The sequence below is a fragment of the Chryseobacterium sp. BLS98 genome (assembly GCF_001045445.1).
In the GTDB taxonomy this organism is placed as follows: Bacteria; Bacteroidota; Bacteroidia; order Flavobacteriales; family Weeksellaceae; genus Chryseobacterium.
Genome location: NZ_LFNF01000001.1, coordinates 663,164 through 677,737 on the forward strand (window position 1 = coordinate 663,164; position 14,574 = coordinate 677,737).

The 14,574-nt window shown below is 37.2% G+C and carries 16 protein-coding genes; 10 read left to right on the top strand and 6 right to left on the bottom strand.

Translation table 11 applies throughout. From position 1 onward, the window contains the following. Positions 1-329 precede the first annotated feature (329 nt). A complete protein-coding gene (locus ACM40_RS02975; protein WP_048501324.1) occupies positions 330-1,208 on the bottom strand; it encodes an AraC family transcriptional regulator in 879 nt (292 codons plus the stop codon). 237 nt (positions 1,209-1,445) lie between these two features. Between ACM40_RS02975 and ACM40_RS02980 the strand changes: the two genes are divergently transcribed. The 8 genes from ACM40_RS02980 (at position 1,446) to ACM40_RS03015 (ending at position 8,359) form a co-directional block, all read left to right on the top strand. Beyond that, complete coding sequence (locus tag ACM40_RS02980; protein ID WP_048501325.1) at positions 1,446-2,312, top strand: helix-turn-helix domain-containing protein; 867 nt, start codon at positions 1,446-1,448, stop codon at positions 2,310-2,312. Between the two features lie 87 nt (positions 2,313-2,399). Next, positions 2,400-2,816 (top strand): OsmC family protein, encoded by a 417-nt coding sequence (locus tag ACM40_RS02985; protein WP_048501326.1) that lies wholly within the window; start codon positions 2,400-2,402, stop codon positions 2,814-2,816. A gap of 244 nt (positions 2,817-3,060) precedes the next feature. Continuing rightward, complete coding sequence (locus ACM40_RS02990; protein ID WP_048501327.1) at positions 3,061-3,666, top strand: TetR/AcrR family transcriptional regulator; 606 nt, start codon at positions 3,061-3,063, stop codon at positions 3,664-3,666. A gap of 10 nt (positions 3,667-3,676) precedes the next feature. Further along, a complete protein-coding gene (locus ACM40_RS02995; RefSeq protein ID WP_048501328.1) occupies positions 3,677-4,945 on the top strand; it encodes an acetyl-CoA C-acetyltransferase in 1,269 nt (422 codons plus the stop codon). An 8-nt stretch (positions 4,946-4,953) separates the two neighbouring features. After that, complete coding sequence (locus ACM40_RS03000; protein ID WP_048501329.1) at positions 4,954-5,379, top strand: PaaI family thioesterase; 426 nt, start codon at positions 4,954-4,956, stop codon at positions 5,377-5,379. Positions 5,380-5,381: 2 nt separating this feature from the next. Further along, on the top strand, positions 5,382-6,623 hold the full coding sequence (gene fabF, locus ACM40_RS03005; protein ID WP_048501330.1) for a beta-ketoacyl-ACP synthase II: 1,242 nt from the start codon (positions 5,382-5,384) through the stop codon (positions 6,621-6,623). A gap of 22 nt (positions 6,624-6,645) precedes the next feature. Next, complete coding sequence (locus ACM40_RS03010; protein ID WP_048501712.1) at positions 6,646-7,215, top strand: helix-turn-helix domain-containing protein; 570 nt, start codon at positions 6,646-6,648, stop codon at positions 7,213-7,215. An 88-nt stretch (positions 7,216-7,303) separates the two neighbouring features. Continuing rightward, on the top strand, positions 7,304-8,359 hold the full coding sequence (locus ACM40_RS03015; protein WP_083996776.1) for a serine hydrolase domain-containing protein: 1,056 nt from the start codon (positions 7,304-7,306) through the stop codon (positions 8,357-8,359). 63 nt (positions 8,360-8,422) lie between these two features. On the opposite strand, the gene ACM40_RS03020 is transcribed toward ACM40_RS03015, so the two are convergent. From ACM40_RS03020 to msrB, 3 genes are all read right to left on the bottom strand, one after another. Beyond that, positions 8,423-8,803: a hypothetical protein gene (locus ACM40_RS03020; RefSeq protein WP_048501331.1), complete on the bottom strand. Its 381-nt coding sequence runs from the start codon at positions 8,801-8,803 to the stop codon at positions 8,423-8,425. Positions 8,804-8,812: 9 nt separating this feature from the next. After that, positions 8,813-9,568 carry a murein L,D-transpeptidase catalytic domain family protein gene (locus tag ACM40_RS03025; protein ID WP_048501332.1) on the bottom strand — a complete coding sequence of 252 codons (756 nt, stop codon included), beginning with the start codon at positions 9,566-9,568 and terminating at the stop codon, positions 8,813-8,815. Positions 9,569-9,697: 129 nt separating this feature from the next. Continuing rightward, positions 9,698-10,144: a peptide-methionine (R)-S-oxide reductase MsrB gene (gene msrB / locus ACM40_RS03030; RefSeq protein ID WP_228376124.1), complete on the bottom strand. Its 447-nt coding sequence runs from the start codon at positions 10,142-10,144 to the stop codon at positions 9,698-9,700. Positions 10,145-10,300: 156 nt separating this feature from the next. Here msrB and ACM40_RS03035 point away from each other — a divergent pair, with 156 nt between their 5' ends. Both ACM40_RS03035 and ACM40_RS03040 read left to right on the top strand, forming a co-directional pair. After that, entirely contained in the window at positions 10,301-11,545 is a 1,245-nt protein-coding gene (locus tag ACM40_RS03035) for a DUF445 domain-containing protein (RefSeq protein ID WP_048501334.1), read from the top strand. Between the two features lie 28 nt (positions 11,546-11,573). After that, a complete protein-coding gene (locus tag ACM40_RS03040; RefSeq protein WP_048501335.1) occupies positions 11,574-12,458 on the top strand; it encodes a hypothetical protein in 885 nt (294 codons plus the stop codon). A gap of 29 nt (positions 12,459-12,487) precedes the next feature. Here the strand turns inward: ACM40_RS03040 and ACM40_RS03045 are convergent, their stop codons facing one another. Both ACM40_RS03045 and ACM40_RS03050 read right to left on the bottom strand, forming a co-directional pair. Continuing rightward, positions 12,488-13,525 (bottom strand): quinone-dependent dihydroorotate dehydrogenase, encoded by a 1,038-nt coding sequence (locus ACM40_RS03045; protein WP_048501336.1) that lies wholly within the window; start codon positions 13,523-13,525, stop codon positions 12,488-12,490. Between the two features lie 123 nt (positions 13,526-13,648). Then, on the bottom strand, positions 13,649-14,344 hold the full coding sequence (locus ACM40_RS03050; protein WP_048501337.1) for a pseudouridine synthase: 696 nt from the start codon (positions 14,342-14,344) through the stop codon (positions 13,649-13,651). Positions 14,345-14,574 lie beyond the last annotated feature (230 nt).

Below are 14,574 nucleotides of genomic sequence, written 5' to 3' on the forward strand. Positions count from 1 at the left end.
ATGATATTTATCTTCATTTTTCAGCAACATTTGCATCAAATAATTAAAGTTTTGTTAAGATTTAATTCATATTAGCAAATCTAAATTTTGTTCACAGCCAGATATAATGCTATTTTATCATAAAACGATATTATTTTTTCACATACTTTAAAAACACCGCATTTATCAATTGATTATCAATAAAATAACACAAATTCTTACTGTATTTCACCTCCTGTTATATAATGCTTTTTTTGCATTTTTTGATTAAAATACATCGACATCATAAAAAAATCCGGATATAACTACCCGGATCTAATGACAAAAAACGCCTATTTTCAATAAACATCTTATTCTATTTTCTTCACTCCTTTAAAAAGTTCTTTAAATTCAGTAGGAGTCGTTTTTTTAATCGATTTGAAAACTTTATTAAAGTTCGCTATGTTATTGAAGCCTGCCTCAAATGCAGTTTCAAAAACGGTGAGGTTCTTCTCCATCAGCCAGCGTGCAGCGTAACTGATCCTGATCTCGTTTAAGTAATTCACAAAAGTCTTACCTGTTCTTTTCTTGATGAACCTGTTGAAAGTCACACTGCTCATATTAATAAGGGATGCAGCATCATGAAGGGTTATTTTGCTTTCAAAATTTTTATGGACAAAATCATGTACAATCTTCATTTTATCATTATCCGCAAAGGTCTCCAGCTCTATACTGTAGGAAGACAATAGTGTTTTGTCCTCTGCAACGGCCAGCTCGTTGAGAATCTTCATGATCTCGATAAAAGATTCGAAACTGTTCATTTTGGACAGGTTGAAAAAAGAATCTTTAAGCTTTTCTGCCGTTTCCTGGGAAAACAATATTCCCCGGATAGACTCTTTCATCAGGTTACTGATAGGTTTCAAAATATTTTTATCCATCATGGACTGATTGAAAAAGTCCTGATTGAATTGAACCGTAATCTCGTGGGTCTTCCGGTTCTTGCATTTATAATTAGCCCAACAGTGCGGAAGATTGGGGCCCACCAAAACCAGCTCAATATCGCCGATCTCACCGGTATGGTCACCAATCATTCTGCGGTATCCCTTTCCTTTGCTGATAAAATTGATTTCAATCTCCGGATGATAATGATAGGGAAAATCAAAAGATGCCTTTATCCGGTCAAACACAAGAAAACTGTCCTCGGGAGATAATGGCGTTATTTCTCTCAAAATATTTTCTAGCTTGCTCATCTAATTTTTGAAGAAATTAAAGTTATAATTCAAATACAGTATTTTTTTACAAATTTGATAAAAAACCCAATAACTACTACATAATTTTTAGATTTTTTATTTTTTTATTAAAAAAGATGAAAAAACAAGGAATACCTATTTTAAAAAATTTCTGATATATGAGGAAACTTTGAAAGACGGTTTTGCTTATTAATGTGGGTAAAATATTCTTTTGTATCTTTAGACTAAAGTAAAAGTATGCAGGAGCAACTTATTTTTGAAGATCACTACAAAAAACTCGGACTTGAAATTTTCTCCGAAAAAAATCTGGAAACCATCAATGGAAATAAATTCAGATATGATATTAAAATCCTCTTCATCCCGGCAGGTTATGAACTTACCGTAGATTTTAATCATTATAAAGTTTCTGTGCCTTCCCTGTTTTTTCTTACCAGCCAGCACCTGAAAATAGAAAAAGGAAAAGAAGACTCCATGCTGCTGTACTACAACCGGGATTTTTACTGTATTCAGATTCATGACAAAGAGGTAGCCTGCGACGGGCTTCTTTTTCACAATGTATTCGAAATACCTTTTGTAGAGCTTACTAATAAGGAAACATCCGATATTAAAAATTTATTCGGAAATATAAAGGATGAGCTGGAATGGAAAGATTCCTCTGCCGAGGAAATGATCAGAACGTATGTAAAGCAGATCATCATCCGTGCTACAAGAAGCTGGAAAAAGCAGCACCTTAATAATGATACTGTAAAAATTCCCGGCAGTGAACTGGAGGTTTTCAGGGATTTCAGCAGGTATCTGGAAATTCATTTCAGGGAAAAACATAATGTATCAGATTATGCAGAACTTCTTCATCTGGCTCCCAAAACGTTAACCCATAAATTTAAAACCCTGAACCTGGAATCTCCAAATCAGCTAATCATCAACAGGATTTTACTGGAAGCCAAAAGACTTTTATTTTATACCGATAAACCCGTTAAAGAGATTGCCTATGATTTAGGCTATGAAGATCCGGCTTACTTCAACCGCCTTTTCACCAATAAAACGGGAAATACACCTGCAAATTTCAAAAAAAATTACCATTCGGGAAAAAAGTACAATATTTAATCCTTTTTATCTATTGAATCGGGCAAAGAACCAACATATCTTTGTATTATCAAAATCAACATATTAAACAATAAAAAAACAAACATTATGAGACGTAACGCAACTGCCGTTTGGAACGGTAACATCAAAGAAGGTAAAGGACATTTAACTACTCAAAGTACAACTTTGAACGAAACTCAATATTCTTTCAACAGCCGTTTCGCGGACGGAGTAGGAACAAATCCTGAAGAATTACTGGCAGCAGCCCATGCAGGATGTTTTACGATGAAACTTAGTGCTGAGCTTTCCCAGGCAGGTTTCACTCCGGAAGAATTAAAAACAACTTCCGTGATCACCCTTGATCCAAGTATCGGGAAAATCACCAAATCCGAATTAACCCTTGCTGCAAAAGTTCCGGGGCTTTCTGAAGAAGAATTCCAGAAGTATGCAAAAATAGCAGAGGAAGGATGCCCGGTAAGTGCTGCTTTTAATTTTGAAATTACCCTGAATGCTACTTTAGCTTAGTTGTATAGAATTTTACCTGAACCGTTAAGATTTTTAAGGGGATAAAGAAGGTTAAGGAAGTATCTGATGATATTTTAGGCAGCCTGTATCTGCCTGCAGCTTCTTAACTATACTTTACTGCTTAATAATCTTAATGGTTTATTTTTTTAGAGGTTTATTATCTGAGTTTTTTTAAAACAATTTAAAAATAAAATATACCGATCGGTATATTTTTGTATATTTGTATTGAAATTTAAATACTTCAATGTCAAAAGCAGAAAAAACCAGACAGTTCATTATTGAAAAAACAGCCTCTTTGTTCAATACCAAAGGCTATTTGTCTACGTCTTTGTCTGACATTTCGGAAGCTACGGGTCTTACAAAGGGAAGTATCTACGGAAATTTTGAAAATAAAGACGAAGTTGCACTGGAGGTTTATAAGTATAATGCTGCATTGCAGGCAAAAAACATGACGAGATCTTTCAGTGATGAATTTGCAACTACTATAGATAAACTCCATGCTATTGTCGGTTTTTACCGGAAAAACTGGAAAGTAGTATTCGAAAACGGAGGCTGCCCCCTGATGAATGCAGCCACAGAAGCTGATGATATTTTTCCTGACCTGAAAAAACAGGTAACCCAGTCTTTTGAAAGCTGGATCCAAAAAATAACATCCGTCATTATTGATGGACAGGAAAATGGAGAAATACAACCGGACATTCATGCTGATGAATACGGATCGCTCTTCATTATGCTTATAGAAGGCGGAATACTCCTCTCCAAAACAACAGGAGATGAAAAGTATTTAAACCGTGCCTTAAACAGAATAGCACTCATGATCGACAAAGAACTAAAAATACTTCCGTCATAAAATTTTCATTATGGAAACAAAAAAAGTGGCCATCGTAGGATACAGCAGAATTCCTTTCGCCAGAATCAATACCGCCTATGCAGACCTGGATAATCAGGAACTTCTGGAAGCAACACTTAACGGACTGATCTCGAAATACCATTTGCAGAGAAAGCTTCTTGGTGAAGTGGCTGGAGGAGCCGTTATCAAGCATATTTCAGAAAGCAACCTCATCCGGGAAACCGTAATGAATACGGCTCTTGATCCGGCAACACCTGCATGCGATCTTCAGCAGGCCTGCGATACGGGAATTGAAGCAGCAGTGTACATCGGAAATAAAATTGCTTTAGGCCAGATCGAAAGCGGAATCGCCTGCGGAGTTGAAGCGATGAGCAACATTCCGTTTGAATCCGCACCGAGATTGAGAAAAGCACTATTAAAAGCCAATAAAGAAAAATCAGCATTTGGAAAACTGAAACAGCTCCTCACCCCAAAACTGAAAGACTGGATGCCGGTACCTTACAAAGGTCAGGAACCCAAAACAGGCCTGGTCATGGGTGGACACACAGAAATAACAGCCAAATATTACAAGATCTCCCGTGACGAACAGGATGAATTGGCTTTAAAAAGTCATCAGAATATGGCCAAAGCTTATGATGAAAGATTTTTTGATGATATGATTGTGCCCGCGTTCGGTTTAGATAAAGACAACAATCTCCGCAGAGATACCAGCCTTGAAAAGCTCTCCCAACTGAAACCTGCTTTTGATAAAGAGAACGGAACCCTGACTGCCGGAAATTCAACACCATTTACAGATGGGGCATCTGCCGTTCTGCTGGCCAGTGAGGAATGGGCCAAGGCTAATAACCTTCCTGTTTTAGCCTATATTACATTTTCAGAAGTAGCAGGGATAGAATATGTTGAAAATAAACAAAACCTTCTTCTTGCCCCTGTTTTCGCTGCGGAAAGAATGCTTAAAAAAGCAGGAATAGGTCTGGAAGATTTTGATTATTATGAAATTCATGAAGCATTTGCTGCGCAGGTTCTTGCCACCGTCAAAATCTGGGAAAATGATGATCTGGCTAAAAAATTTGGTCTCGAAAAAGCATTGGGAAAAATCGACAGAAATAAACTGAATGTAAAAGGCGGAAGTCTGGCCGTAGCCCACCCTTTTGCAGCAACAGGCGGAAGAATTATCGGAACTCTGGCAAAACTTCTCCACGAAAAAGGAAGCGGAAAAGGCTTTATTTCTATCTGTGCCGCACGGGGGCAAGGGGTTACTATGATTTTAGAAAAATAAACAGAAATATGGACAGATTAGCACAGCTGCAGCAATTCATCGGAAAAGAATTCGATCAGTCACCATCACCGTTTATGAAGTGGCTCAACCCCATCGTTCTTTCAGCAGAAGAAGGGCATCTGGAGTTTCAATATAAAGTAAGGTCTGAATGGCTCAATCCTATCGGAAACCTCCACGGTGGAGTAACAGCAGCCATTATTGATGATATCATCGGAGCCACTATGTTTTCGCTGAATGAAAATTCTTTTATAACAACCATCAATAATGTGATCGATTATTTTTCAGCTGCAAAAGAAAATGATAATATTGTAGCTGAAACGAAAATTATAAAAAGAGGCCGGCAGTTTGTGAATGCCCAATGCGAAATATGGAACGCAGACAAAACAAGACTGATTGCCCGAGGAACCTCTAACCTATTCAAAATTAATAACTAAATATGAAAAGAGTTGTCATTACAGGACTGGGCGCAGTAACGCCTTTGGGGAACAATGTCGAAGATTTTTGGCAAAACAGTATTAACGGTGTCAGCGGAGCGGGTTTAATTACTCATTTTGATTCAGAGAAATTTAAAGTACACTTTGCCTGTGAAGTGAAAAACTTTGATCCGAAAGTTTACCTGACCCACAACGAAATAAAAAGAAGCGATTTATTTTCACAATATGCTATGTACGCTTCTACCGAAGCTATTCAGGATTCCGGACTTGAACTGGAAAAAATGGATCCTTTTGATACCGGCGTGATCTGGGGAACCGGACAAGGCGGGATGGTGACCTTTGAAGGTGAAGTCATGAATTTTGCAGGCGGAGACGGAACACCCAAATTCAATCCTTTCTTCGTTCCTAAATTTATTGCCAATATGGCTTCGGGAATGATTTCTATGAAATTCGGCCTGCAGGGGATTAATTATACTACCATTTCAGCATGTGCGACAGGAAATACAGCTTTGATGGATGCCTTCAATTATATTCGTCTTGGAAAAGCCAAGGTCATCATAAGCGGGGGATCTGAAGCCGCAATCACACCTGCTTCTATAGGTGGATTTTCGGTGATGAAGGCGATGTCTACCAGAAATGATGATTATGCAACCGCAAGCCGTCCTTATGATGCCGAAAGAGACGGTTTTGTAATGGGTGAAGGTGCCGGTGCCCTGGTTCTTGAAGAATATGAACACGCGAAAGCAAGAGGCGCTAAAATTTACGCAGAACTGGCCGGAGCTGCCATGACTGCCGATGCTTACCACATGACCGCACCTCATCCGGAAGGCATAAGTGCCATTAAAGCAATGCAGCTTGCCATGAAAGAGGCTGGCGCCAATACAGAAGACATTGATTATCTAAACCCTCACGCTACTTCTACTCCGATTGGAGATGTGATTGAGCTGAATGCGATCAGTAAAATATTTAGAGGAAATAAAAACCTTGACATCAGTGCAACGAAATCTATGACAGGTCATTTACTGGGTGCCGCAGGTGCTGCTGAAGCGATCCTTTCCATTAAAGCTGTAGAAAAAGGAATTATTCCTCCTACAATCAATCTTCACAATATTGATGAAAACATTCCTAAAGATGTGAATATTGTTTTCGGAGAAGCTAAAGAAAAGAATATTAATTTTGCCTTAAGCAATGCTTTCGGATTCGGGGGGCACAATGCCACTCTGGTTTTTAAGAAGTTTTCTTAGCTTTATTCTCAAAAATAATTTCATGTCAAAACTAAAAGAAATACGGGAGCTTCAAAACCTGACTCAGGAAGAGTTGGCTAAAAGCTCCGGTATTTCTGTAAGAACAATACAAAGAATAGAAGCCGGGACCATTCCTAAAGGATACACTCTTCGAACATTATCAAAAACCTTAGGAATTTCAGAAGACGTACTTCAAAATATTCCAATCCCAGAAACTGAAAAAGAGAACATTTTAGCTCAGGAAAATAAGGAGGAACCAACAATCAATTATTCTTTACTCAAGATCATCAATCTATCATCGATCCCTTTTATATTATTCCCTCCTCTGAATATTTTGGTGCCTATTCTTTTAATGTTTAAACTCAAACAGAAAAATATTTTGGCAAAACAGATCATTTCTATTCAGATTCTATGGACAATTATAGGACCTGTTATTTTTATGTTGTGGATCTTTTTAAAGCTTAGAGGAAACTATACTTTAGCGATAATGGTGATCATTGTCTTATCAAATCTTTTTGTGGTCATTCGAAATACATTTGAAATTGACAAGAAACAAAAATTACTTTATAAGCTGAATTTCAACATGATATAGCCAAATAAAGTAATTGTCGGGTTTTTGTCGGGCTAATTTTTTTGTCTTGGAAACAAGAAATTGAAACTTTGCTGAAAAATTAAAAGCAATGACAAAGACCATTTATTTTTCATTTTTCTTCTCCATTCTTTTTTTATTTAAAGCTAATGCACAGACAGAAAAAGTCGATCCTGTCTTCAATAATGATATTACCATCGAAAATTGGTTAAAGGAAAATCATATCCACACTCTCGGACTCGGAATTATTGAAAGCGGAAAACTGAAACAAATACAAGTTTTTGGCGAAATCAAGGATGGAATTTCCGCTCCTTATAATACAATGTTCAATGTGGCATCGCTTACCAAACCCATTACTGCAATGGTTGCTTTGCAATTAATTAGTTCAGGAAAATGGGACCTTGATGAGCCTGTCTACAAATATTGGATAGATCCTGATATTATAAATGATCCGAGAAGCAGAAAACTAACCACCAGAATCATCTTGAGCCATCAGACAGGATTTCCAAACTGGCGATGGATGAAGGAAAATAAAAAATTAACTTTCGATTTTGAACCCGGGACAAAATATCAATATTCGGGCGAAGGAATGGAATATCTTAGAAAAGCTATGGAAAGCAAATTCAAAAAAAGCATAGAAGAATTAGCCAAAGAACTTCTGTTTCAATCTCTGGGAATGCATGATACCAATTATATTTGGGACAATAAAACCGATGAATCAAGATTCGCGATCGGATATGATAAAACAGGAAAACCTTATAAGACCGTAAAAAATGAAACAGCAAACGCAGCAGACGACCTGCACACAACAATAGAAGATTACGGAAATTTTCTGGTCAATATTATTAACGGAGGAAATCTGAATAAATATATTTATTCTGAAATGATAAAAAAGCAGGTGAAAACAAAAGAAAATAAATATTTCGGACTTGGGTTTGAGATCTACGACCTGGGAAATGATGAATTTGCATTATCTCACGGAGGTTCAGATTTAGGAAGTCAGTGTATCACTTTCATTTTACCTAAATCCAAGCAGGGAATCTTAATTTTTACAAATGCTGATGAGGGCTATAAGGTCTTTGAAAAATTGATCCTTCATTATCTAGGAGAAAAAGGGCAAAAGATTATAGACATAGAAACAAAATAAAAAAGCAGTCAATTTTGACTGCTTTTCCTTTTATAACTGGTCCCAAATAATGAAATAAATTTCCTATCTGGTATCAGAAATAAAATAATCCTCTGCATGGTCAGCAATCGGAATATAAAGCCTTTCCCATTTTTCCCCTTCTATTATATCCCAGCTGTGTCCTTCTCCTTTAGTATCTTCAGCGAGCAAAATGATCCCAGGTTCAATAATAAACGTAGAACCATTGCTTACCGTGAATCTTATATTTCCCTTTAATGTTACAACATATTGCCTTCTTGGAGCCGGATGGGTAACCTTTTCCCATTCTTCAACAGTGTTGCTGATCCAAAAAGTGGTTGTATTCATTGGCTTTAGGGTCGGAATTTTCCCTTTTTCGAACGTACATGTTCCATCGGGATTATTCGTCAGCCTAACGGCAGAAATAAATTCTGAAGAATCTTCCATTTCAGATCATTATGACTTTAACCACTCTGAAGAAGAAAGATAATTCTGATCCGGATAATAGATGAAAAGGCAGTTTCGTCCTTTTATCGTATTAATAATCGGCTGTGTCAATGCTTTCGGTATTGCCGGACATCCCCAGCTTCTTCCGATTCTTTTGTGCATGGATGCAAATTCATCACTTACATAATCTGCTCCATGCATGACGATTGCTCTTCTGTACGCTGCGTCATTAAAGCCTTTATCCATCCCCAACAGTTTCAAAGAATATCCGTTGTCTCCCTGGTAAGTGGCATCTGTGATATAAAATCCTAAGCTGCTCTGCAGCGAACTTTCCGTATTAGAAAAATTCGTCGCAAATTCTTCGCCTGTATTTTTCCCGTGTGCTACCAGTGAATTGAACAGTACCTTTTTCTCATTGGTATCAATCACCCAAAGTCTTTTAGTATTCGAAGACATAGAAAAATCGCAGATAGTCAATAAATGCGACTCCGGGCTCAATAATCCTGATTTTTTTAAATTTTCAAAACCTGTTAATGCTTTTGCGAAAACTTCGTAATTCAGTTCGTGCTCAGGTTCAAATTGAATTGATTTGTACAATTCTTCTGATGAAGATGTGGTAGAAGTGGTCTTCTCAGATTTCGTGTCTGCTGCTTTTACAATTTTTGTTGTGCTGACATTCTCACTCTTTACAGCCTTTTTTGGCGAAAGATAGAATGAAGTCGTGACCAGATATAACAGGCCTAATACACTATAAATTCCTTTCATTCAATACTATTAAATTCCAAATTAGTGAGGCAAAATTATAAAAACATAATTACCAGACCCATATAAATCTACAAAGTTTAACTGAATTTAAGAAACTTTAACGTCCTGATTTCGTGAATTAAAGGCAGTTTATTTTTGAGAATCGCCAACAAATTCCAGGCTTACAGAATTCATGCAATATCGTAATCCTGTGGGTTTCGGGCCGTCGTCAAAAACATGTCCAAGGTGTGAATCGCAGCGCTTGCAAAGAACTTCCACTCTTTCCATTCCATACGCAGTATCCCTTTTATAATAAACTCCTTCTTTATCTGCTTCAAAAAAGCTTGGCCATCCGCAGCTGCTTGCAAATTTTGAGGTTGAACGGAAAAGATGGTTTCCACAAACGGCACAATAATAATCGCCCGTTTCGTCAAATTCATTATATTTTCCAGTAAATGCTCTTTCGGTAGCTGCTTCCCTGGCAATTGCATACAGGTCCGGAGCAAGGATCTTTTTCCACTCTTCATTGGAAATGTTAAGTTTTGTGGTATCGGTTCTGGAATAGTATGGATTGTTTTTTGCTTCTTTATTTTCCATAAGGGATGTTTTAATAGACTGATATTTCTGCGGACACGCCTGCAAAAAAGTTAATAATATGATGAAAACTAAAAATTTCATTGTAAATTTTAGTCCAGAATTTCATTCCAGTTCAGGAATGATGGTTTCATTACCAAATTTAGTAAATTTGAGAATATGAATGATGAAGCAAAAAGAAAACAACTAAGAAAATATAAAATGTTTGCCACCGGATTATTTATCCTGATGGCTGTTATTTTTATTGTCACAACCATACTTCAGAAGTCGAATCCATCACATTGGATCGGGTATGTAAGGGCTTTTTCTGAGGCAGCAATGGTGGGTGCGCTTGCGGACTGGTTCGCTGTAACCGCTTTATTCCGGCATCCTCTAGGACTTCCTATTCCTCATACCAATCTTATTGAAAACAGCAAACAGAGGCTGGGTGACAATCTCGGAAGCTTTGTGGTGAGCAATTTCCTTTCGCCACAGAATATACGTCCATACATCCAAAAGCTTAAAATTTCAAATTTTGTAGGCGAATGGCTGACCAAGGAGAAAAATCAGGACATTCTGATCAGAAACCTGTCGGATATCGTCCTGGATATTCTCAATAAACTTGATGATACCTCAGTAAGCCAGTTTATCAGCAAGAAAGTATCCGAAATGACGGATGATATCAAATTAAACAAAGTAGTAGGAAACGGAATCAGCTATATTCTGGAAAAAAATGATCACCAGAGAATGGTAACCAATCTTTCCAGACAGATAAAAGATTATATTATTGAGAATGATGAAATGATCAAAGACCGTGTGCAAAAAGGAAGCTACTCCTTTATTCCGGCTTTCGTTGATAACAAGATTGCCGATAAAATTGCCAGCGGGCTTTCAGATTTCTTCAAAGAAATTGAAGGGGATCCGGAGCATGAAATCCGGAACCTTGTTACCCGGAAAATTCAGGAGTTTTCTACAGACCTGAAAGAAGACCCGAAATGGGACGAGGAATTTAAAAGCATTAAAAATGGTCTCCTGAAAAGTGATAAACTGGATGAATATTCCACTGATATCTGGGTTTCCATTAAGAAAACCCTGATGAAGGAATTACAGGATGATCAATCTTCTTTAAAAAACTATCTTAGCAAAAACCTGAACGAGTTTTCCCAAAATTTAAAAACGGATGAAAATCTTCAGAATAAAATAGATCATTGGGTAAGGGTAACTGCCTACAAATATATTCTTAAAAACACCCACCAGTTCGGAAACCTCATCAGTTCTACGGTAGGCAACTGGCAGGGCAAAGAATTAAGCGAAAAGCTGGAACTGGAAGTGGGAAAAGACCTTCAGTTTATCCGGGTCAACGGAACTTTGGTCGGCGGGCTGGTCGGACTGATTATCTATACGATAGCTCATTTCTTTCTCTGAAAAGCTCAATAAAAACTATAACCCAACCATGAAAAAAATCTTTACTTTATTATTTTCCTTAAGCTTAACATTTTTTCTTTGCCAGAAAGTTGAACTTAAGGAAATAACCGATTCCTCACAGGTTTTTAAAGGTGAAATTGCAGGAATCCCCATTACCATGCAACTCAATTATACCGGAATTGTAGATTGCAGTCAATATCAGCATTTTGTGGACGGCTGGTATTATTATAACAAACATCAGAAGAAGATTCCCCTATCCGGAATTTATGATTATGGTAAACTATATCTCTATAATTTTGGAAGTAAACAAAAGCAGAGTTTTAAAATACTTCAGGATAAGATTACTTCTCCCCAGCTTATCGAAAAAACAGACAGTATAGCACAGACACTAAAGCCAAAAGAAAGCTTTGACTTTACGAATGAAGATCTGCACACAGATATTACCGGAAATTTTCATTTGAAAAATAAAACTTATGCGGTAAAATTATTTACCATTGACAATACAATTTATAGGTTTAATAATTACCTCATCCTTCCTGATAATAAGAAAATAAACACCTATGATTTCATAGACCGATATGGCGGTAATGAATTAATATCCTATAAATCTGACAATGCAGGAAACAGGGTTCTTTTATATTTTGAACATACGTCCAATTTCAATGCATGCGGAATGTGCGGGGCAAGTGAAGGCGAAAAAGGCTACAGAATCCTGTATTTTACCAAGGACTGGAATTATAAAAACTATGAGGAATTCCTGACCGAAAGCTGTCTGCAAAACATCTACGACACGACTGAGACAAAATCTAAAGACCGGAAAATATTAAAGTATAAGATCGGCAAAACCACAACTTCTCCGGCTTATACCCTTACTGTTGATCTAAACAATGTTTCTGTAATAAAAACAAAATAAAAAAGAGAGCTTTTCAACTCTCTTTTGTCTTATCTTGGAAGCCTGCTCGCTCTTTTTAAAAGTTCTTTATTGATCTCATTGATCAGTTCCGGCCCTTCGTAGATAAATCCGGTGTAAAGTTGTACCAGAATTGCTCCGGCATCCAGTTTCTCCATTGCATCCTTTGCAGAATGAATCCCTCCTACCCCGATGATCGGAAAAGCTCTGTTGCTTTTATCAGAAAGGTATCTGATCATTTTTGTACTTCTTTCGCGGATAGGTTTCCCGCTTAAACCCCCGTTTCCGATTTCTGCTAAAGTCTCAGGGGAAGTTTTCAGCCCTTCTCTGTTGACAGAAGTATTAGAAACTACAATTCCATCGATTTTTGTTTCTGCAATCAATTCTATAATTTCATCTAATTGATTATTATTCAAATCCGGGGCGATTTTCAGTAATATTGGTTTCTGTACAGCTTTTGACTGATTGATTTTTTTAACTTCAGTAATCAGCTCACGCAGGTATTCCACATCTTCCAGCTTGGCGTGGCTTCCTACATTCGGGCAGCTTACATTCAGGACGAAGTAATCTACATGGGGATGAAGACCTTCAAAACAGTCCAGATAATCCTGGGTATAGTTTTCCGGTTTTGTATCGGTATTTTTTCCGATGTTTCCACCGATGATTATTTTTCCTTTGTTGGATTTCAGCTTTTCGATTGCTGCTTCAAGACCATCGTTATTGAACCCCATCCTGTTGATAATTCCACCATCTTCAATGAGACGGAACAGTCTTTTCTTAGGATTTCCAGCCTGAGCTCTTGGAGTTACCGTTCCAATTTCTACAAAGCCGAAGCCCAAATCGCCCAATTCATTAAATAAAACAGCATTTTTATCAAAACCTGCGGCCAGTCCTACAGGATTTTTAAATTTCAATCCGAAAACTTCTCTTTCCAGACGTTTGTCTTCAATAGGTTTGGGTAAAAATAGCTTGGTAAGAAATCCAAAATTTTTAAGCATTGAAAATGTAAAATGATGAACTTCTTCGGGATCAAATTTGAAGAGAATGGGTCTGATGATACTTTTGTACATTGAAAAAAAGTTTTACAAAAATACTTATTTTAAAATTAATCTTTAATTGACCTGTGATATTTTATCAAAATGCATTTTATATACAACATCTATAAATGTGAATCTGCATAATCGTAACAGCACTTAAGAATAAGAACTTAAATCGAAATTCAAAATATCCCCTACTCTTCTGAACTCGTCATCTATAGTGGCATTTACCGTAATTCTTTCGTTAGAAACAGGATGATTAAAAATCAATTGATGGGCGTGAAGCGTCATTTTGTTGATACCAAATGTTTGAAGCCACAATTTATTTTGTTTATTGCAACCATGTTTGCGACAGCCTAAAATCGGATGCAGGATATGTTTGAAATGCTTTCTCAACTGATGAAATCGTCCTGTTTCAGGAATAGCCTCCACCAGACAATATCTGGAAGTTCGATGTTTTAAAAAAGGCAGGTCTATTTCCGAAGCCTGTAAACGGTGATAATAAGTAACTGCATTCTGCTTGACTTCATTTTCATTAACTAAATCGTAATCAATCGTTTCTTCTTCTTTTGCCCAACCTCGGAGAATGGCTATGTATTTCTTTTCTACTATTTTTTCCTCAAATTGAGTGCTCATCATTCTCAGCGTATCTTTATCTAAAGTGAATAACAAAACCCCCGAAGTTTTTCGGTCTAAACGATGTACAGGATAAACTTTCTGTCCGATTTGCTTTCTCAATTCCTGAATGGCGTAAGTATCGGCTTCTCCAGAATAAAAAGATTTATGAACCAGTAATCCGCTTGGTTTATTGATAGCAATAAGATGTTCGTCGCGATAAAGAATTTCTAACATGGGGCAAAAGTAGAGATTTTTTGACTGATCTCCAGCCCTGATTGAGTGGTATGTCTGAGCTCTTTTCTAGGTTTTGGGTTGCGGCGGCGGAGCCGCAGCAATCCAAAACCTAGAAAAAGCGAGTAGCGAAAGCAGGTTCCCGGCTCCTAATTGTCATGTATATAAAAACTTCCATCTTCCCTCCTCAACTTCCCGCTTTTTCACTATTTTTGCACATCAGACGTAAAAAA